Source organism: Aeromonas sp. R5-1 (assembly GCF_040908265.1).
Taxonomy (GTDB): Bacteria; Pseudomonadota; Gammaproteobacteria; order Enterobacterales; family Aeromonadaceae; genus Aeromonas; species Aeromonas caviae.
Map to the genome: position 1 here is coordinate 34,530 of NZ_JBFODJ010000015.1, position 18,231 is coordinate 52,760.

Below are 18,231 nucleotides of genomic sequence, written 5' to 3' on the forward strand. Positions count from 1 at the left end.
CAATGTGTGAGCTGTCTCACGCACAGGTGGGCGCCGGAGGAAAGCGGGCACAAAAAAGGGCCCTGTCGGGCCCCGCGAGGATCCGCCCCTCAGGTGGTGGGTGCCGCACTGCTGGTCGGCAGGGTCTGATTCTGGTAGCGCAGGTCCTCTTCGATGATGACATCGACGTCCAGCGGCTTGCCGTTGCGGATCACCGAGATGGTGAGCTTGGTGCCGGGGCGGCTCTCGACGATCTTGTCCATGACGGGACGCACGCCGGTGATGGCCTCTCCGTTGATCTTGAGCAGCACATCCCCACGTTTGAGACCGGCCTTGGTGGCTGGGCCATTGGGATCCAGGCTCTCCACCACCAACCCCTGCAAGTCCCCCAGGTTCAGCATGCGCGCGACGATGGGATTGATCTCGACGCTGGAGATGCCGAGGTAGCCGCGGATGACCCGGCCGTTGGCGATCAGCTCGTCCATGATGCGCTTGGCCAGCTTGTAGGGGATGGCAAAACTGATGCCATAGCTCTCCTGATTGCCGTTGAGGTGGTAGGCGGCGGTATTGATACCTACCAGATCGCCACGGCCATTGACCAGGGCGCCTCCGGAGTTGCCCTCGTTGATGGCGGCATCGGTCTGCAGCAGATCCTGTCTGCCATTGCTGTCCGGCCCCATGCTGGAGAGGCCGATACGCCCGGTGGCGCTGATGATGCCCTGGGTGATGGTCTGGCCGACGTTGTAGGGGTTGCCGATGGCGAGCACCACGTCTCCCACGTCCGGCAGACGATCCGGGTCCTGAGGGATCACCGGCAGGTTGTCCGATTCGATGTAGAGCACCGCCAGATCGGTCAGTTTGTCGGTGCCGACCAGCTCTGCACTGAATACCCGACCATCTTGCAGGGCGACGATGATCTGGTCCGCATCGGCGATGACGTGATAGTTGGTGAGCACGTGACCGCGCTGGTTCATGATGACGCCGGACCCCAGCCCCTGGGGTCTGAGTTCGGCTTTTTCACCGCGATTGCCGGCGAAGCTGCGGGTGTAGATGTTGACGACGGCAGGGCCGGCACGATGGGCCGCGTAGGAGAAGCTCAGCTCGCGGGCATTGGTGATGAGGCCCGGCAGGGGGGCGCCGCCGCGAAAATTGGGAAACACCAGCAACAAAAGCGCAGCCATGGCGAGGCCAAAGCCGACGGACTTGCCCAAGTAGCTGATCAGAGGTGGGATTTTCATGTCTTTCTCGTCCGTACAGGCTGCGGGCAGAGAATAACATTATCGATGGATAAAAATCACCCGCGGCGGTTGCCGCGGGTGTGAGGGGCTTAACGGATCACCAAATAGAGCGAGGAGTCACCGCGCTGGATGTTCAGCGCCAGGACTTCCGGCTTGTTTTTCAACACCTTGGTCAGTTCACCCATGGAGTTGATGCGCTGGCGGTTGACCCCGATGATGATGTCGCCCTTTTGCAGGCCGGAGGCGGCTGCCGGTGAGCGGGGATCGATGTCGGAGACGGCCACGCCGGTCACGGGGTCCGTGGTGGTGCTCAGCTTGGCCCCTTCCAGTGCCGGATGCAGGGCGCTGGCCAGGATCTCGCTGTCATCCGCTTTCTTCAGGGTGACCTTGACGGTCTGCTCCTTGCCGTCACGGATGAGGCCGAGCGAGACCTGCTTGTCGGCCCCCATGGTGGCGATTTTGGCACGCAGCTCGCCGAAGGAGCGGATGGGCTTGCCATCGATGCTGATGATGATGTCGCCTGCCTTGATGCCTGCCTTGGCGGCAGCGGAGTCAGGCATGACCTGGTTGACGAAGGCACCGTCCTTCTTGTTGTAGCCGAAGGTCTTGGCGATTTCGCTGGTGAGCTCGGTGCCGGTAATCCCCAGCTGGCCACGGCGCACTTCGCCGTATTTCACGATCTGCTCGGAGAGATCGCGCACCATGTTGGACGGGATGGCAAAGCCGATGCCGATGTTGCCGCCGTTGGGGCCCAGGATGGCGGTGTTGATGCCGATCAGCTCCCCGCGCAGGTTGAGCAGGGCGCCGCCCGAGTTGCCGGAGTTGATGGCCGCATCGGTCTGGATGAAGTTCTCCAGATTTTCGATGTTGAGGCCGCTGCGACCCAGGGCGCTGACAATGCCGGAGGTGACGGTCTGGCCCAGGCCGAACGGGTTGCCGATGGCCAGCGCGTAGTCACCGACTCTCAGCTCGTCGGAGTCGGCGAACTTGATCTGCACCAGATCCTCGGCCTTGATTTGCAGCAGGGCGATATCCGACTGTTTGTCTTCCCCTATTTTCTTGGCTGCATACTCACGGCCATCCTTCAGGTTGACCTTGATTTCGTCCGCCTCGTGGACCACGTGGGCGTTGGTGATCACGTAGCCTTTCTTGGCATCGATGATGACGCCGGAACCAAGCGCCTGGAAGGGCTGCTCGCTCACCTGCTCGTCAGGCATGTTGGGGCCGAAGAAGAAGCGGAATTGTTCCGGCAGGCGCTGGCGGGTGATCTTCTTGCCAGAGACGGAGATGTTGACCACGGCAGGGGTCACCTGCTCGAGGACGGGGGCCAGGCTCGGCATCTCCTGGTTGTTCGCCATCAGGGGCAGTGCGGCCTGCGCCGGTGCTGAGGACATGGCGATACCGACACTGAGGGCTAAGACACTGAATACAGAAAGAGATTTACGCATATGAGAAACAGCTCCCAGAAAAAGTTGCAGTGCAATCGTCAAGGTCTGACCACGATAAAGCGTAATTAGTTCAACCGACGATCAGCCCGGCTGCTTGAGCAGGCCGGACGCACCGGCGTAATCGCGGGGAGGAAGGCCCGGCTCCTCGCTGTTGGCGGCATCGCCTGTTTCTTCCACTTCGGGTTCGCGGAACAGTGGTTCCTGTACCTTGGCCAGGAACTTGCTCTGTTCCGCCATATGGCGATAAAGGGTCTGGTACTGTTCGGCCAGTTGCTCCATCAGGGCTGCGCTGTCGGCGAAGTGGGTGGTGATCTGCCCCTGGTAGCTTTCCAGCTCCTTGTGGGCTTTTTTCAGCTCCTGTTCCAGGCGTCCGGCATCCCGGCTACGGACAGAGAAGCGGCCGATCAGCACGCCGATGATCAGGGCGGCGATCGCCAGCAGGATCCCGTTAAACAGAGTCATAGAAGCTCCTTGTTACAGCTAACACGATGAATTTGAAGCGGTCGGATGGACCGCAACGCCTCGTTGGCACTATACCGTGCCCCCCGAGAGCGTGATACCATTTTGTCCCTCATTCAGGGACTTGGAGGCGGTTTACAGGATGACCCCGCAGCAAAAATATCAGCAGGATTTGCAGCGCCCCGGCTTTGTGGCCGATCCGGCCCAGGCCATGGCAGTCACCCGCCTGGAGCGACTCTATCAGGATCTGTGCGCAAGCCCGACTCCGACCAGATCCCGTGGCCTGCTGGGTTGGCTGCAAAAGCCGAAAACCCGTGACCCCGTCCAGGGGTTATATATGTGGGGCGGTGTGGGCAGAGGCAAGACCTGGCTGATGGATACTTTTTTTGAGAGCCTGCCGGGGGAGCGCAAACTGCGCATCCACTTCCACCGTTTCATGCACCGTGTGCACGACGAGCTCAGAGGGCTGACCGGTCAGTCCGATCCGCTCAAGCTGATCGCCCGCAAGCTGACCGACGAGACCGACGTCATCTGTTTCGACGAGTTTTTCGTCTCGGATATCACGGATGCCATGCTGCTCGGCACTCTGTTCCAGGAACTCTTTGGCCATGGCGTAGTGCTGGTGGCCACATCCAACATCCCCCCTCAGGATCTCTACCGCAACGGGTTGCAGCGTGCTCGCTTCCTGCCTGCCATCGCGCTTATCGAGCGTCACTGCGAGGTGATCAATGTCGATGGCGGTGTCGATTACCGGCTGCGAACCCTGGAACAGGCAGAGATCTATCACTTCCCGCTGGATGAGCAGGCCAGGAGCAACCTGGATCGTTATTTCAGCCAGTTGACCGGGACTGGGGCGGTGACTGCCGCCGCACTGGAAGTCAACCATCGCCAACTGAGTGCACTGGGCGTGGGGGAAGGGGTGCTTTATATGGAGTTTGAACAGCTGTGCTGTACTCCACGCTCCCAGGGCGACTACATCGAACTGGCCCGTGAGTTCCACACCGTCCTGCTGGCCAATGTGCAACCCATGGGCAGCGGCACGGATGACGCGGCCCGCCGCTTCATCGCCATGGTGGACGAGTTTTATGAGCGGCACGTCAAGCTCATCATATCGGCGGCGGTCCCCATGACCGGGCTCTATGGCGAAGGCCTGCTGAATTTCGAATTCAAGCGTTGCCTTTCAAGGCTTCAGGAGATGCAATCGCACGAATACCTTGCCAGAGTGCACCTTCCTTAGTCACAATACCGCGCCTGCCAGTCGGATGGGCATCTGCGGCAGGTAGGGCCGGGCGACATTTGCTAGCTTCATGGCAGTGAAATTAGCAGGTGATATTTAAGGCAACTTCACTTATAATCGCCCGGCCCACGTTACAGCTGTCGATAAGACAGCAACACTTTAAGCTTTACTTGTATTCGAAGGGGTACAGGTAGGCCATCGTTTGTTGTTTGTGGGAGAGCCCCCATAAGCAATTGGGTCTGTAACAGGTAATTGGGTTTAACTTAATGAAAACTTTCGTTGCCAAGCCAGAAACCGTAAAACGTGACTGGTACATTGTGGACGCAGAAGGTAAAACTCTGGGTCGTATCGCAACCGAGATCGCTGCTCGTCTGCGTGGTAAGCACAAAGCCGAGTACACTCCGCACGTTGACACCGGTGACTACATCATCGTTGTAAACGCTGAGAAGGTACACGTAACCGGTAAGAAATTTACCGACAAAATGTACCACGCTCACTCCGGTTTCCCGGGTGGTATCAAGTCCATCAGCTTCGACAAGCTGATTCAGCGTAAGCCGGAAATGGTAATCGAAGCTGCCGTCAAGGGCATGCTGCCGAAGGGGCCGCTGGGCCGTGCCATGTTCCGTAAGCTGAAAGTTTACGCAGGCGCAGAGCACGCTCATGCTGCTCAGCAACCTCAAGTACTGGATATCTAACGGGAACTGGCAACATGGCAGAAAATCAATACTACGGTACCGGCCGTCGCAAAAGCTCCACTGCTCGCGTATTCATCAAAGCGGGTAGCGGTAAAATCGTAATCAACCAGCGCTCCCTGGAGCAATACTTCGGCCGTCCGACTGCCCGCATGGTAGTTCGTCAGCCGCTGGAACTGGTCGAGATGACCGAGAAACTGGATCTGTACATCACCGTTAACGGTGGTGGCATCTCCGGTCAAGCTGGTGCGATCCGCCACGGTATCACTCGTGCTCTGATGCAGTACGACGAGACCCTGCGTTCCGAACTGCGTAAAGCTGGCTTTGTTACTCGTGATGCCCGTAAGGTTGAGCGTAAGAAAGTCGGTCTGCACAAAGCGCGTAAGCGTCCGCAGTACTCCAAGCGTTAATTCGCTTTTGGTACGCACTCTCAGGAGTGTCAAAAAAGCCTGGCAATTTGCCAGGCTTTTTTTATTGGTAATGTTACATGTGACAATGCTAAGCATACGTCACAAAAGACAAAAAATTGTGTATTTATTGTTTTTGCCCATCGACTCCCTTTCTTGTCAAATTGTTATCTTTTCTTTAAAATTTCCATGGTCTTTCTGTGTCAATTGCCACTCCGCTTCCATCGCAGTTGTCAGAGGGAGAGGAGAAGTAAACAGGGACACTATAAGAATGAGCGGAGTCCACATGGGAGAGTTTTTGGATGAGCAATGCGCCAGTTGATACCGGTCGCCGCAGATTTCTTACCTGGTCAACGGTTGCCGTTGGCGGTGTAGGAGCTGCTTTTACCGCAGTGCCGTTTATTAAGTCATGGAATCCGAGTGCCAAAGCCAAGGCGGCAGGCGCCCCGGTTGAAGTGGATATCAGCAAGCTGGAGCCGGGTCAGCTAATCCGCGTCGAGTGGCGTGGTAAACCGGTCTGGGTGGTGAAGCGCACCAAGCAGACGCTGGATGCTCTGGCTGCACACGATGACAAGCTGCGGGATCCTGCGTCAGACGAGCCACAGCAACCGGACTATGCCCACAATGGCTACAGATCCATCAAACCGGAAATCTTCGTGGCCGTTGGCATCTGCACTCATCTGGGATGCTCCCCTTCCTATCTGCCCGACAGCTTCGGCGAGCAGGTTCAAGGGGTAACTTCCGGCTTCTTCTGCCCCTGCCATGGCTCCAAATTCGACATGGCTGGTCGAGTGTTCCAGGGCGTCCCCGCACCGCTGAACCTGGTCATTCCGCCATACCAATTTCTTAGCGACACCACCATTCTGGTCGGTGCCGATGGCAAGGAGGCCTGACCATGTTTGCCAAACTCATGGGCTGGATCGATGATCGTTTCCCGCTCACGGCCATGTACAACGACCATATGGCCAAGTATCCGGCGCCCAAGAACCTGAACTTCTGGTACTTCTTCGGCTCGCTTGCCATGTTGGTGCTGGTCAACCAGATCATCACCGGCATCTGGCTGACCATGAACTACAACCCCTCGGCGGAAGGTGCCTTCGCTTCCGTGGAATACATCATGCGGGATGTGGATTACGGCTGGCTGCTGCGTTACATGCACTCAACCGGGGCATCCGCCTTCTTCATCGTTGTCTACCTGCACATGTTCCGCGGCATGATCTACGGCTCTTACCAGAAGCCAAGGGAACTGCTGTGGATCTTCGGCATGCTGATCTTCCTGGTACTGATGGCCGAGGCCTTCATGGGTTACCTGCTGCCCTGGGGGCAGATGTCGTTCTGGGGGGCCCAAGTCATCATCTCGCTGTTCGGTGCCATCCCCGTTATCGGTGACGATCTGACCCTGTGGATCCGGGGGGACTATGTCATCTCGGGTGCAACCCTGAACCGCTTCTTTGCCCTGCACGTCATCGCTCTGCCGCTGGTGCTGGTGATGCTGGTGGCCATGCATATCCTGGCGCTGCACGAGGTGGGCTCCAACAACCCCGATGGTATCGACATCAAGAAGCACAAGGACGAGAACGGCTGGCCACTGGATGCGGTCGCGTTCCACCCCTATTTCACCGTGAAGGACATGATCGGGGTAGCCGGTTTCCTGTTCTTCTTCTGTGCCATCATCTTCTTCAAGCCGGATATGTGGGGCTATTTCCTCGAGAAACCGAACTTTGAGGTGGCCAATGGCCTGAAGACACCGGCGCATATCGCCCCGGTCTGGTACTTCACTCCCTTCTACGCCATCCTGCGTGCGGTGCCTGACAAGCTGCTGGGGGTCATCATGATGGGCCTCTCCATCGTGGTGCTGTTCCTGTTGCCCTGGCTGGATCGCTGCAAGGTGCGCTCGGTGCGTTACCGCAGCACCCTGCACAAGCTGAACATCGCCCAGTTCGTGGTCTGCTTCATTATCCTGGGGGTGCTGGGCGTGCTGCCATCAACCCCGACCCTGACGCTGATTGCACAACTCTGTACTCTGGGTTATTTCGGATTCTTCGTCCTGTTGTTCTTCTACAGCAAGAATGAGAACACCAAGCCGCTGCCGGAGAGGGTGACATTCAAATGAAAAGAATAATTTTTGCAGTGCTGGCCCTGCTGCCTGGTCTGGTGTTGGCCTCTGGCGGTGGCTTCCCTCTCGACAAGGCGGAGTACGATCTGAGTGACAAGGCATCCCTGCAACGGGGGGCCGCCACCTTCATGAACTACTGTGCCGGCTGTCACTCCACCCAGTACCAGCGTTATAACCGGGTGGCGGCCGACATCGGCATTCCGGACGATCTGATGAAGGAGAACCTGGTCTTCACCGGCGCCAAGATCGGCGATCTGATGAAGAGCGCCATGTCCGAGAAGGATGCTGCGCGCTGGTTCGGCGCGCAGCCCCCCGACCTGACCCTGGTTGCCCGGGTGCGTGGTGCAGACTGGATCTACACCTATCTGCGTTCCTTCTACGTGGACGAGACCCGTCCATTCGGGGTGAACAACGCCGTCTTCCCGTCCGTGGGTATGCCCCATGTGCTGGAGCCGTTGCAGGGGACGCCCCGCGCCGAGTTCGAGACGCACACCCTGGATGGCGTGGAGATGCAGCAAGTCGTCAGCATCAAATCTGACGGCAACGGTGAAATGAACAACGAAGAATATGATCAGACGGTACTGGATCTGGTAAACTTCTTGGTCTACTCGGCTGAGCCGGTGCAGCAGGAGCGCGAACGCATGGGCTTCTGGGTACTCGGATTCATCGCTATCTTCTTCATCTTCACTGTGCTGTTGAAGAAGGAATTCTGGCGCGACGTTCACTAAGCGACCAGATCGGAGTAATATGACGCACGGCAATGAAGACAGACATGCTTCATTGCCGTTTCTGCTTTTTAATGACGGGAGGGTTCAATGGCTGTAGCTGCCAATAAGCGTTCGGTAATGACGCTGTTTTCCGGTGCCAACGATATGTTCAGCCATCAGGTGCGTATTGTCCTGGCGGAGAAGGGTGTTAGCGTGGATATCTGCCAGGTTGATCCTGCCAACCTGCCGGATGAGCTGGCCGAGCTGAACCCGTACAACACTGTACCGACTCTGGTGGATCGCGAGCTGGCGTTGTACACCTCGCGCATCATCATGGAGTATCTGGACGAGCGTTTCCCGCATCCGCCCCTGATGCCGGTTTATCCGGTCGCGCGCGGCAACAGCCGTTTGATGATGCACCGCATCGAGCTGGACTGGTACTCTCTGGCCGACAAGATCATGGCGGGCACCGATACCGAAGCCGCCCGTGCCGAGTTGCGCGACAACCTGCTGGCCATCGCCCCCATCTTCGGCGAGATGCCCTACTTCATGAGCGAAGAGTTCGGTCTGGTCGACTGCTACATGGCGCCGTTGCTGTGGCGTCTGCCGAGCCTGGGCATCGATTTCACCGGCCGTGGCGCCAAAGAGCTGAAGGCTTACATGGTACGCCTGTTCGAGCGTGAATCCTTCCAGGCTTCCCTGACCGAGGCCGAGCGCGAGATCCGTGCCGGCGTATGAGCATGGAACCGACAATGACACCCAGTCGCCCGTATCTGCTGCGGGCGTTTTTTGACTGGTTGCTGGATAACGATCTGACACCCCATCTGGTGGTCAATGCCAACATTCCCCATGTGATGGTACCGATGCAGTTCGTGCAGGATGGCCAGATTGTTCTGAACATCGCCCCCCGGGCCGTGGGCCAGTTCCACATGGACAATGACGCTGTCAGCTTCAGCGCCCGTTTCGGTGGCGTATCGCAGCAGGTCTATATCCCCATGGCGGCCGTACTGGCCATCCATGCCAGGGAGAACGGAGTGGGGACCCTGTTCCCGCCGGAGCCCGGGTATGACCTCTGGCTGGAACAGGCACAGACACCAACGTCGGTTGACCCCGAGCCGGAACCACCGCGCCCGAGCGGTCGCCCGACCCTGAAAGTCATCAAATAAAAAACGCAGCCTGAAGGCTGCGTTTTTTCATCCTGCCAGATGGTCAATTCTGGGCAAACTCGAAGGCTTTGATCACCTGCTTAACGCCACTGACGTGGCGGGCGATTTCCACGGCCTGATCCCCTTCCTGGCGGGTGACCAGCCCAATGAGGAACACCTCGCCATTCTCGGTGACAACCTTCACCTTGGCGCTGTCGAAGTTCTTGGTGCCCAGCATGTCGGCCCGCACCTTGGAGGTGATCCAGGTGTCATTGCTGCGCACGCCGATACTGACTGGTTTGCCAAGGCGCAGCTCGTTGTAGACATGGCGAACCCCTTCAATCCGGCTCACGATTCTGCCCGCTTCCTGTTTGTAAGCGTCAGAGGGTGTCTGACCCACCAGCAGCACACGGCCGTTGTTGCTGTAGACACTGATCTTGCTGGCGGCGCTCAGGGGCTTGTTGTCGGCCAACAGGTTGGCGGCTTTCAGCTCTATGGTCTGATCGTCCCACTGGGCACCCAGGGTGCGGCGATCGCCGCTCGCCTTGGCGGTGCCAGCCGCGCCACCGACCACCACGGCAGCACAGCCTTGCAGCAGCAGGACGCCGGTCAGCAGGGCAAGAGCGAGAATAGGCTTCTTCATGGTTTCAGTCTTCCTGTTGCGGGAAAAGTGTCTGGTCGATGAGATCACAGAGACAGTGCAGGGTCAACAGGTTCACTTCCAGAATACGAGGACGGCGAGCGGAAGGAACGCGGATCTCCACGTCATTGGGGCCCAGCAGACCGGCGATCTCTCCCCCGTCTCCGCCACCGAGCACAATGATGGTCATGTCGCGGGAGAGGGCGGCCTCCGCAGCCTTGATGAGGCTGCGGCTGTTGCCTGTCGTGGTGATGACCACCAGGATGTCGCCTGGTTGTCCCAGAGCACGTATCTGTTTGGCATAGACCTCTTCGAAACCGTGATCCGTGGCGATGGCGCTGATGGTCGCCATGTCGGGCGTCAGGGCGAGACCGGGCAGGGAGGGGCGAGGAGTTTCATAGCAGTTCACCAGTTCGGAAATGAACAGCTGTGCCAATGCCGAGGAGGGACCATTGCCACATGCCATCACCTTGTGGCCATTGAGCAGGCAGATGGTCAGCATCTGGGCTGCCGTATGGATGGCATCCGGCAGTGCTTCGGCGGCAGCTATCTTGGTCTGGATGCTCTCGGTGTAATTCTCTTTGATGGGATCAGTCATGGGGTCCTCTTAAAACGCGTTCTGGATCCAGTCCGGCTGGTCGCCCTCGAACGCGATCACATCGAATCGACAGGCCTGGTTGGCCTCATTGATGGCATGTTGCTTGAAATAGTGGCGCGCGGCCAGCACGATCTTGTGCTGCTTGCGCCGGGTGACCGAGCTGGCTGCACCGCCATGGGTGGCGTTGGCGCGATATCTCACTTCAACGAACACCAGGGTATCCCCCTGGCGCATGATGAGATCGATCTCGCCGCCACGGCAGCGGTAGTTGCGGGTCACGGGTTGCAGGCCTCGGGCCTGCAACCAGTGTTCCGCTATTTGCTCAAAGTGTTGTCCCTTGCTCGTCGCTGCCGACGGCAACAGGTTCAACCACTGCTGGTGAAGTTGTGTCAGTAGCCTCTTCATGAGTCGCATCCTCCAGCTGGGGGGCGGCGCTGTCGCTGACCAGCCTGCCATTCTGGTAGGTGGCCCAGTCCAGCATGCGCACTATGTTGCCCTGGGGATCCACGCTCAGCTGGCCACTCATGCCGGGTTGCTGCATAGCATTGACCTTGCGCATTTGCGGCAGGTTGCCTGCCAGGCTGACGGCATCGTAGCCGAGGGCGAACAGGCGCAGCAGGTCGCCCTGGGTCTGGGGCCAGAGCAGGGCAATCTGTTCACGCTGCGTCTCGAAGCCACCCAGCAGCAGTGGCATGTCGGAGATATGCATGCCGTTGAGCTCGGAGGCTACCTCGGTCGTCCCGCCGTCGTATCCCCGAGAGCTGCTGTAGATGGGCAGGCTGCCCATGGGGTTGACCGAGATGTCCACATAGGGCTTGATCATCCGGGTCTCCAGGCTGTTGGCCACCACATAGACGGCGTCGATGCTGCGCGGCGCGGCATCGGACAGCTGGACAATCTCCCCGGCTCGTGCGGTGGAACGGCCGCTCAGAGCGTTCTTGACCATGCCCTGCACTTCGTTGCGTGCCCCGAAGGTGGCAACCACGGGCTTCTCCTGGCTGACGCCGGCCCAGGCCTGTTCAAACGCCTTGATACTGCTGTAGCCAATCCGGCCTTGTGCCGCGATCAGCAGCGGCTTGCGATAGCCCTGACCATAGAGGTACTGGGCCGCCTGGCTCGCATCGGCAGCGGCGGAGAGCGAGAAATAGAAGGTGTTGTCGTTGACGATCGGCTTGTCCAGCTCGTTGAGCGCCAGTACCGGCACGGTCGGATTCGACTTGAGCAGCTCCTCCACCTGATCCTTGAGCAGGGGGCCGATGATCATGTTGGCCCCTTCCTGAATCGCCTGCTTGTAGAGGTCCCCCATTGCCTTGCCCTGGGTATCGTAGAAGTTCAGGGTGAACTGGCTCTGATTTTCCTTGTAGGACATCAGCATGCCGTTGCGGATGGCGGCGCCCTGGGCTTCCAGGTTGCCGGAGAGCGGCAGGAAGACGGCGATCTGCTGCAGCGAACCGTTGTCCGTGATAGCGAGATCCCCAAGGCCGGCCGGCATGTCGCTCTGGGCAGGGTGGTTAGGGAAGCTCTGCTTCCAGCCGGCAAGCTGGCGGGCCAGCTGGCTCGGCTGTGCCCCGAACTCGTTCACCAGCGCCGCAAGACGCAGCCAGCCGGTGGTCACATCGGGAGCTGGCTCCTCTTCGAGCGCCTGCAGGGTGGAGGGGGTCATGCTTTTCAGCAGTGACCAGATCTGCTGGTGATTGGTGGCCAGCTCATTCTTGGCTAGATAAGGTTCCAGCAGGATCAGCGACTTGGCCGCACCAAACTTGTTGTTGATGTCGAGCTGCAGCACCACGCGCTGGCGGTACCAGTCCTTCTGGGTATCGGCATCCAGCACGACATCCGGCTTGCCTTCCAGCAGGATCAGCGCCTGGTTGGCGTTGCCCTGGGCTAGCAGCAGGTGTGCCTGCAGCAGTTGCAACTGCGCCTGCTGCTCCGGGCTCTTCGCCTGCTTCTGCAACTGCTGATACAGGGCGGCAGCCGGTTTGGCCTGGCCGAGCGCCAGATAGCTGCGCGCCGCCATCATCTGCCACACGAAGGCCTCTGCCGGTTTGGCGGGATCCACCTGCTCCAGATACCACTGGGCATTTTTGGTCAGATCCGAGAAGGCTGACGGCATGCCGGGTTGTCCGGAAGATTGATTGGGCTCCGACGCACAGGCGGCGAGCAGGACTGCCGCGAGTAGGATGCCGAAGAGTCGTGATACACTTAGCTGCTTTATAACCCGGTTCAAGTTCATTCCCCGACCAGTGTTGAAATTCTCCATAGTGTAAACGGGCCAATATGGCGACACAATTGTCGGGACACTCGGAGCTCCCATGAGTGACATCCCAACCCTGTATATAGTCCCCACTCCGATCGGCAATCTGGCCGACATCACCCAGCGAGCACTGGACGTGCTGCGCAGCGTCGATCTGGTGGCCGCCGAGGATACCCGGCATACCGGGATCCTGCTCAGCCACTACCAGATCTCGGTACCGACCTTTGCCCTGCACGATCACAACGAGCAGCAAAAGGCGGATGTGCTGATCGCCCGCATCAAGGAGGGCAAGAGCGTGGCCCTGGTCTCCGATGCGGGGACGCCGCTCATCAGCGACCCCGGTTATCACCTGGTCACCCGTTGTCGCGAAGCCGGGGTCAAGGTGGTGCCGCTGCCCGGTCCCTGCGCTGCCATCACGGCGCTGTCCGCCGCCGGGCTGCCCACCGACCGCTTCGCCTTCGAGGGTTTCCTGCCGGCCAAGGCCAAGGGGCGGGATGATCGCCTGCAAGCTGTCATCGAAGACACCCGCTCTCTGGTGTTCTACGAATCGCCGCGCCGGGTGCAGGATACCGTGGAAGCGATTGCTCGCATCCTTGGCGAGCGCCAGGTGGTGGTGTGCCGCGAGCTGACCAAGACCTTCGAGTCCATCCACGGTCTGCCCGCCTCCGAGATGCTGGCCTGGCTCGGAGAGGACGATAACCGTTGCCGCGGGGAGATCGTGCTGGTGGTCGCCGGTGCCAGCAAGGTGGATGACGAGTTGCCTGCGGAGGCGATCCGCACCCTGGGCCTTCTGGTCGGCGAGCTGCCCCTCAAAAAGGCTGCAGCCCTCACCGCCGAGATCCACGGGGTGAAGAAGAACGCCCTCTACAAATACGGCCTCGAGCACTATTAATTGCCGTAAACCGGAATTGACGGTTTACCCCGTCCGTCTCGCGAGGCTATAATCCGCGCCTCGGAGTTGGCTGGGCAATCGCTGCTTCGTCGTTGTGTCCCTCGGGACAGACGGGCGGAGGGGAGGAAAGTCCGGGCTTCACAGGGCAGGGTGCCAGGTAACGCCTGGGGGGCGCGAGCCTACGACCAGTGCAACAGAGAGCAGACCGCCGATGGCCCGCAAGGGCTCAGGTAAGGGTGAAAGGGTGCGGTAAGAGCGCACCGCGCGACTGGCAACAGTTCGTGGCACGGTAAACTCCACCCGAAGCAAGACCAAATAGGCCCCTATTGGCGCGGCCCGCGTTGGGGGCGGGTAGGTTGCTTGAGCCAGCGAGCGATTGCTGGCCTAGAGGAATGATTGCTACCCGGGGCAACCCGGTACAGAACCCGGCTTACAGGCCGACTCCGACCTCTTTCCTGAAGAGCCTTGCGATTTATCGCAAGGCTCTTTTTATTAACCATAAAGTACTGCCTCGGTTGACTCGTGATATTTACTGTTGGGCTAGCTATGTTTAACAAATGTATTTTATATCAATCTGTTATGTGGAATTTTTCCATGTTCTGAATATCGTGATGGCGCTGGAGAAGCGCGGCCTGTATGGCTGATGTTTATTCGTGCAATTTGTCAGTTTTTTAATTGCTGAAAATTAATCGAGTTGCGGGTAACACAAATAACTTGTGGAAAATCAATTCATTTAATCGGTAGTCCCATCACGCTGCGTCAATATGTTCCCCATGCCCGAGATCCTTGCTTGAAAAGCCCCCTGCTCGTCCTTAAACTTCATGGTGGAGAAAAGTGGATCAAAGTGGTTTTATTGGGCATCTAGCCCCCATAACTCACCTTTCGGGGACTGCAATTTGTTGCGTGGCGCTCACGCCATCAGCCTGGACAGCAAGGGGCGGTTGGCGATTCCGACCAAATTTCGTGATTGGCTGCGCGACGAATGCGACGGCCAGCTGGTCTGCACCATCGACATCGCCCATCCCTGTCTGCTGCTTTATCCCCTGAATGAATGGGAAGAGGTGGAGCGCAAGCTGAAGACCCTTTCCAGCACCAACCCGGCGGAACGCCGCCTGCAGCGTCTGCTGCTCGGCCACGCGGCCGAATGCGAACTGGATGGCAATGGCCGTCTGCTGCTCAGCCAGCCGCTGCGCAGCCATGCCGGGCTGGACAAGAAAGTCATGCTGGTGGGCCAGCTCAACAAATTCGAGCTGTGGGATGAAGCCCGCTGGCAACAACAGATCAACGACGACATCCTGGGCCTGCCCGAGGACGACTGGGCAAGTTCACCACGACTACAGGATTTTTCTTTATAAATGACCCAAGCCGCTGAACACATCACAGTGCTGTTGCACGAAGCCGTCGAAGGGCTGGCCATCAAGCCGGACGGTATCTACGTCGACGGTACCTTTGGCCGGGGTGGTCACTCTCGTCTCATTCTCCAGCATCTGGGCCCGAACGGCCGTCTGATCGCCATCGACCGGGATCCCCAGGCCATTGCCGAGGCGGCCAAGATCCAGGATCCCCGTTTCGAGATCGTGCACGGTCCCTTCTCCGGCATCACCCGTTATCTGACCGAGCGCGGCCTGCTGGGCAAGGTCGATGGCTTCCTGCTGGATCTCGGTGTCTCATCCCCTCAGCTTGACGATGCCGAACGTGGCTTCAGCTTCATGAAGGACGGCCCGCTCGACATGAGGATGGATCCCACCTCCGGTCAGAGTGCCGCCGAGTGGCTGGCCCGTGCCGATGTGGACGACATCGCCTGGGTGCTGAAAACCTTCGGTGAGGAGCGCTTCGCCAAGAAGATTGCTCGCGCCATCGTACATGATCGGGTGACCGAGCCCTATGTGCGCACCCGCCAACTGGCGGAGATGATTGCCCGGGTCAACCCGAGCAAGGAGAAGGGCAAGCACGCGGCGACCCGCAGCTTCCAGGCCATCCGCATCTATATCAACAGCGAGCTGGACGAGATCGAAACCGCCCTCAACGGCGCGCTGGACGTGCTGGCTCCTCACGGCCGTCTCTCCGTCATCAGCTTCCACTCTCTGGAAGATCGGCTGGTGAAACATTTCATTCGCAAACACGAGAAAGGTCCTGAAGTACCCCACGGCATCCCCCTGACTGAAGCCCAGCTTGCCGGTGGTCGCAAGCTGAAGTCGATCGGCAAGGCGCTCAAGCCTTCCGACCACGAGGTCAATGAAAACACCCGGTCCCGCAGTTCGGTGCTGCGGGTCGCAGAGCGTCTTGCGGAGTAAACGATGAGCGACGTGCGCGTTCACCTCGCCAGGGAGATCGTTGCGGATCTCTGGCGCCACAAGTTGCAGGTCCTGTTGACCGTCGCCGTGCTGGTCACCGCCTTTGCGGTGATCCTGGTGACCAACATGACCCGGGGTCTGACGGCCAAGCAGAACGATCTGATGGCGGAGGAGGACAGGCTCAACATCGAGTGGCGCCACCTCTTGCTGGAACAGGGCACATTGGCTGAGCACTCCCGGGTGGCGAGTCTGGCCATGGACAAGTTGCAGATGGCTCGTCCCCTGGTGACCACTGAAAAGGTAATTACACAACCATGACACGCAAGGCCGCCACCAAGGCTCCGGCAAAGGACAAAGCCAAGGCGAAAGCACCCTCACTCTACCCGTGGCGCTTTCGTACCCTGGTTTTCTTCATCGGCATCGCGTTTGCGGGGCTGATCCTGCGGCTGGCCTGGATCCAGGTGATCGATCCGGACAGACTGCGCCAGGAGGGGGACATGCGCTCCCTGCGCACCACCTCCACCCAGGCGGTGCGCGGCATGATCACGGACCGCAATGGCGAACAGTTGGCGGTATCCGTGCCGGTCGAAGCGGTCTGGGCTGATCCCAAGACGGTGCACGAGTCCGGTGCCATCCACAACGAGCGTGCCTGGCTGGCACTCTCCGCCGTGCTCAAGCTCGACATCAACACCCTCAAGCATCGCATCGCCAACCCGAGCAAGCGCTTCGTCTATCTGCAGCGGCAGGTGACGCCTGCGGTGGCCGAGTACATCAAGGGGTTGAAGCTGGGGGGCATCTATCTGCGCCCCGAGGCGCGCCGTTTCTACCCGACCGGCGAGATAAGCTCCCACCTGGTGGGGGTGACCAACATCGATGGCAGCGGCATCGAGGGGATTGAGCGCAGCTACAACGAGTGGCTGACCGCAACCCCTGGCGAGATGCGGGTGCGCAAGGACAGGCAGGGCCGCGTCATCGAGCGCCTGGGCCTGGTGAAAGAGGGCAAGCACGCCAACGATCTGCAACTGAGCATCGATCAGCGGGTGCAGGCGCTGGCCTATCGCGCCCTCAAACGGGCTACCGACGAGAACAAGGCCACCTCCGGCTCCATGGTGATGCTGGATGTGAAGACCGGCGAGGTGCTCGCCATGGTCAACACCCCCTCCTACAACCCGAACAACCGCGGCCAGTACCAGAGTTTCCGGGTGCGAAACCGGGTGGTGACCGATACCTATGAGCCGGGTTCCACGGTCAAGCCATTGATTTTGCTTAGTGCCTTGCAAGCCGGTGTCACCAGCTGGAAGGACTTCATCCCGGGCGGCCCCCTCTTCATCGGGGCCAAGCAGATCCGTGACGTGAGTATCCACAAGGCGACCAACCTTTACGACATCCTGCGCTACTCCTCCAACATCGGCATGTCGCGCATCGCGCTGCGGATGCCGGCCCAGGAGATGATCAACACCCTGAGCATGGTGGGCTTCGGCATGGACACCGGCAGCGGCCTGATGGGGGAGAGCAGCGGCATGCTGCCCCAGCGTCGCCGCTGGTCCGACATCGAGCGAGCCACCCTGTCGTTCGGTTATGGTCTGCGAGTGACCCCGCTGCAGCTGGCCTCCGCCTACGCCACCCTGGCCAACAAGGGCAAGCGGGTTCCGCTCTCCATCATCAAGGTGACCAAGCCGCCCAAGGGTGAGCAGGTCATCGATCACAACAACGCCGCTGCCATGTTGCAGGCGCTGGAGTACGTGGTCAGCAATGCCATTCCCAAGGCCCAGATCCCCGGTTATCGGGTCGGTGGCAAGAGTGGTACCGCCAAGGTGGCCGTGGCTGGGGGCTATGGCAAGGACTACATGGCCTGGTTTGCCGGTTTCGCGCCAGCCAGCAATCCCCGTTTCGTCATGGTGGTGGTGATCAACGAGCCCAAGGGGGATGCCTACTACGGCGGTGCCGTGGCGACCCCGCCCTTTGCGGAGGCCATGGGAGGCGTGTTGCAGCTCTTCAACATCCGTCCCGATGCGATCCCGCCCGAGGTGCCCGCCAAGCTTGCCCGCACGGAGGCCAACAATGGCGCACCGCGTACTTGACGGGCATCCGGTTTTTTCCATCGGCCCCGCTGCTGTCGGGGCGT

General features: G+C 59.5%; 20 protein-coding genes and 1 other RNA gene. 14 read left to right on the forward strand and 7 right to left on the reverse strand.

Features of this window, described 5'->3' with window-relative positions:
- Nucleotides 1–89: 89 nt before the first annotated feature.
- The 3 genes from degS to AB5Y64_RS02670 form a co-directional block, all read right to left on the reverse strand.
- Nucleotides 90–1,217: an outer membrane-stress sensor serine endopeptidase DegS gene (gene degS, locus AB5Y64_RS02660; RefSeq protein WP_161469869.1), complete on the reverse strand. Its 1,128-nt coding sequence runs from the start codon at nucleotides 1,215–1,217 to the stop codon at nucleotides 90–92.
- 89 nt (nucleotides 1,218–1,306) lie between these two features.
- Nucleotides 1,307–2,665 (reverse strand): Do family serine endopeptidase, encoded by a 1,359-nt coding sequence (locus AB5Y64_RS02665; RefSeq protein WP_042015057.1) that lies wholly within the window; start codon nucleotides 2,663–2,665, stop codon nucleotides 1,307–1,309.
- A gap of 81 nt (nucleotides 2,666–2,746) precedes the next feature.
- On the reverse strand, nucleotides 2,747–3,127 hold the full coding sequence (locus AB5Y64_RS02670; protein WP_010675856.1) for a YhcB family protein: 381 nt from the start codon (nucleotides 3,125–3,127) through the stop codon (nucleotides 2,747–2,749).
- 139 nt (nucleotides 3,128–3,266) lie between these two features.
- Between AB5Y64_RS02670 and zapE the strand changes: the two genes are divergently transcribed.
- The 8 genes from zapE (at nucleotide 3,267) to AB5Y64_RS02710 (ending at nucleotide 9,449) form a co-directional block, all read left to right on the forward strand.
- Entirely contained in the window at nucleotides 3,267–4,361 is a 1,095-nt protein-coding gene (zapE, locus tag AB5Y64_RS02675) for a cell division protein ZapE (RefSeq protein WP_113978325.1), read from the forward strand.
- A gap of 266 nt (nucleotides 4,362–4,627) precedes the next feature.
- Entirely contained in the window at nucleotides 4,628–5,056 is a 429-nt protein-coding gene (rplM, locus tag AB5Y64_RS02680) for a 50S ribosomal protein L13 (protein WP_005336289.1), read from the forward strand.
- A gap of 14 nt (nucleotides 5,057–5,070) precedes the next feature.
- Nucleotides 5,071–5,463, forward strand: a complete 393-nt coding sequence (gene rpsI / locus AB5Y64_RS02685; protein ID WP_005336286.1) for a 30S ribosomal protein S9 — start codon at nucleotides 5,071–5,073, stop codon at nucleotides 5,461–5,463.
- Nucleotides 5,464–5,762: 299 nt separating this feature from the next.
- On the forward strand, nucleotides 5,763–6,353 hold the full coding sequence (gene petA, locus AB5Y64_RS02690; RefSeq protein WP_010675854.1) for a ubiquinol-cytochrome c reductase iron-sulfur subunit: 591 nt from the start codon (nucleotides 5,763–5,765) through the stop codon (nucleotides 6,351–6,353).
- 2 nt (nucleotides 6,354–6,355) lie between these two features.
- On the forward strand, nucleotides 6,356–7,573 hold the full coding sequence (locus AB5Y64_RS02695; protein WP_010675853.1) for a cytochrome bc complex cytochrome b subunit: 1,218 nt from the start codon (nucleotides 6,356–6,358) through the stop codon (nucleotides 7,571–7,573).
- Nucleotides 7,570–8,304, forward strand: a complete 735-nt coding sequence (locus AB5Y64_RS02700; protein WP_161469871.1) for a cytochrome c1 — start codon at nucleotides 7,570–7,572, stop codon at nucleotides 8,302–8,304. Before AB5Y64_RS02695 ends, AB5Y64_RS02700 begins: the two co-directional genes overlap by 4 nt.
- Before the next feature lie 87 nt (nucleotides 8,305–8,391).
- Complete coding sequence (gene sspA / locus AB5Y64_RS02705; protein ID WP_039040485.1) at nucleotides 8,392–9,021, forward strand: stringent starvation protein SspA; 630 nt, start codon at nucleotides 8,392–8,394, stop codon at nucleotides 9,019–9,021.
- Nucleotides 9,018–9,449: a ClpXP protease specificity-enhancing factor gene (locus AB5Y64_RS02710; RefSeq protein WP_029314842.1), complete on the forward strand. Its 432-nt coding sequence runs from the start codon at nucleotides 9,018–9,020 to the stop codon at nucleotides 9,447–9,449. The genes sspA and AB5Y64_RS02710 overlap by 4 nt, the downstream gene beginning before the upstream one ends.
- A gap of 43 nt (nucleotides 9,450–9,492) precedes the next feature.
- On the opposite strand, the gene dolP is transcribed toward AB5Y64_RS02710, so the two are convergent.
- From dolP to AB5Y64_RS02730, 4 genes are read right to left on the reverse strand one after another with little or no spacing between them, the layout of a single operon-like run.
- The gene (gene dolP / locus AB5Y64_RS02715) at nucleotides 9,493–10,071 is read right to left on the reverse strand and encodes a division/outer membrane stress-associated lipid-binding lipoprotein (RefSeq protein WP_010675849.1); all 579 of its coding nucleotides are present in this window, start codon (nucleotides 10,069–10,071) and stop codon (nucleotides 9,493–9,495) included.
- A gap of 4 nt (nucleotides 10,072–10,075) precedes the next feature.
- A complete protein-coding gene (locus AB5Y64_RS02720; RefSeq protein ID WP_010675848.1) occupies nucleotides 10,076–10,666 on the reverse strand; it encodes an SIS domain-containing protein in 591 nt (196 codons plus the stop codon).
- A 9-nt stretch (nucleotides 10,667–10,675) separates the two neighbouring features.
- Nucleotides 10,676–11,071, reverse strand: a complete 396-nt coding sequence (locus AB5Y64_RS02725; RefSeq protein WP_161469872.1) for a YraN family protein — start codon at nucleotides 11,069–11,071, stop codon at nucleotides 10,676–10,678.
- Entirely contained in the window at nucleotides 10,989–12,779 is a 1,791-nt protein-coding gene (locus tag AB5Y64_RS02730; RefSeq protein ID WP_235673798.1) for a penicillin-binding protein activator, read from the reverse strand. Before AB5Y64_RS02730 ends, AB5Y64_RS02725 begins: the two co-directional genes overlap by 83 nt.
- A 199-nt stretch (nucleotides 12,780–12,978) precedes the next feature.
- Between AB5Y64_RS02730 and rsmI the strand changes: the two genes are divergently transcribed.
- From rsmI to AB5Y64_RS02760, 6 genes are all read left to right on the forward strand, one after another.
- Nucleotides 12,979–13,812, forward strand: a complete 834-nt coding sequence (gene rsmI / locus AB5Y64_RS02735) for a 16S rRNA (cytidine(1402)-2'-O)-methyltransferase (protein WP_069652269.1) — start codon at nucleotides 12,979–12,981, stop codon at nucleotides 13,810–13,812.
- A gap of 62 nt (nucleotides 13,813–13,874) precedes the next feature.
- Nucleotides 13,875–14,261, forward strand: an RNA gene (gene rnpB / locus AB5Y64_RS02740) — RNase P RNA component class A.
- A gap of 447 nt (nucleotides 14,262–14,708) precedes the next feature.
- Nucleotides 14,709–15,167 (forward strand): division/cell wall cluster transcriptional repressor MraZ, encoded by a 459-nt coding sequence (gene mraZ / locus AB5Y64_RS02745; RefSeq protein ID WP_039040489.1) that lies wholly within the window; start codon nucleotides 14,709–14,711, stop codon nucleotides 15,165–15,167.
- The gene (rsmH, locus tag AB5Y64_RS02750) at nucleotides 15,168–16,106 is read left to right on the forward strand and encodes a 16S rRNA (cytosine(1402)-N(4))-methyltransferase RsmH (protein ID WP_042015088.1); all 939 of its coding nucleotides are present in this window, start codon (nucleotides 15,168–15,170) and stop codon (nucleotides 16,104–16,106) included.
- Between the two features lie 3 nt (nucleotides 16,107–16,109).
- Nucleotides 16,110–16,424, forward strand: coding sequence for a cell division protein FtsL (ftsL, locus tag AB5Y64_RS02755; protein ID WP_010675842.1), 315 nt, complete (start codon nucleotides 16,110–16,112; stop codon nucleotides 16,422–16,424).
- A complete protein-coding gene (locus AB5Y64_RS02760; RefSeq protein WP_010675841.1) occupies nucleotides 16,421–18,187 on the forward strand; it encodes a peptidoglycan glycosyltransferase FtsI in 1,767 nt (588 codons plus the stop codon). The genes ftsL and AB5Y64_RS02760 overlap by 4 nt, the downstream gene beginning before the upstream one ends.
- Nucleotides 18,188–18,231: the final 44 nt, after the last annotated feature.